This window comes from Microbispora sp. H10949, assembly GCF_014161435.1.
Lineage (GTDB): Bacteria > Actinomycetota > Actinomycetes > Streptosporangiales > Streptosporangiaceae > Microbispora > Microbispora triticiradicis.
Genome location: NZ_JABBWZ010000039.1, coordinates 1 through 790, shown reverse-complemented (window position 1 = coordinate 790; position 790 = coordinate 1). Strand labels below are relative to the sequence as shown.

Here is a 790-nt window from a genome sequence, read left to right as displayed (position 1 = left end):
CGAGGTGGACAACCTGTTTCGGGTGATCCGGGATCTGACCGCGCAGGGGGTGGCGGTGATCTATATCTCGCATCGGCTGGAGGAGATCCGGCAGATCGGGGATCGGGTCACGGTGTTGAAGGACGGGCGGACGGTCGCGGTGGGTCTGGCGGCCAAGGACACGCCGACGCAGCAGATCGTGGCGTTGATGACGGGGCGGAACGTGGAGTATGTGTTCCCGCCGCGCCCGCAGGTGGGGGCGCATGAGGGGCGCGATGAGGTGTTGCGGGTGGAGAACCTGACGCTTCCGGGGCGGTTTGCGGATGTGTCGTTCAGTATCCGGGCGGGGGAGATCGTCGGGCTGGCGGGTCTGGTGGGGTCGGGTCGTAGTGAGATCGTGGAGGCGATCTACGGGGCGCGGCGGGCCACTGGGCGGGTGGTTTTGGACGGCCAGGTGGTGCGTCCGGGCAGTACGACGCGTGCGGTGCGGATGGGCATGGGTCTGGCGCCTGAGGAGCGTAAGGCGCAGGCGTTGTTGCTGGATCATCCGGTGGCGCAGAACATCACGCTGGCGAGTTTGAGCCGGTATACCAAGCCGCGGTGGCTGGGGTGGCTGGATCGTAAGAGCGAGTTCGCTGAGGCGAAGCGGTTGTCGGAGGCGTTGGACATTCGTCCTCCGGACCCGCGGCGGCCGATCCGGACGTTGTCGGGTGGTAATCAGCAAAAAGCGGTGCTGGGCCGGTGGCTGGCTGAGGATCGCAAGTTGTTGTTGCTGGATGAGCCGACGCGTGGGGTGGATGTCGGTGCGCGG

General features: G+C 66.6%; 1 protein-coding gene. It reads left to right on the top strand.

Features of this window, described 5'->3' with window-relative positions:
- On the top strand, positions 1–790 hold a 790-nt coding region (locus tag HHX40_RS35480), incomplete at both ends, for an ATP-binding cassette domain-containing protein (protein WP_182884050.1).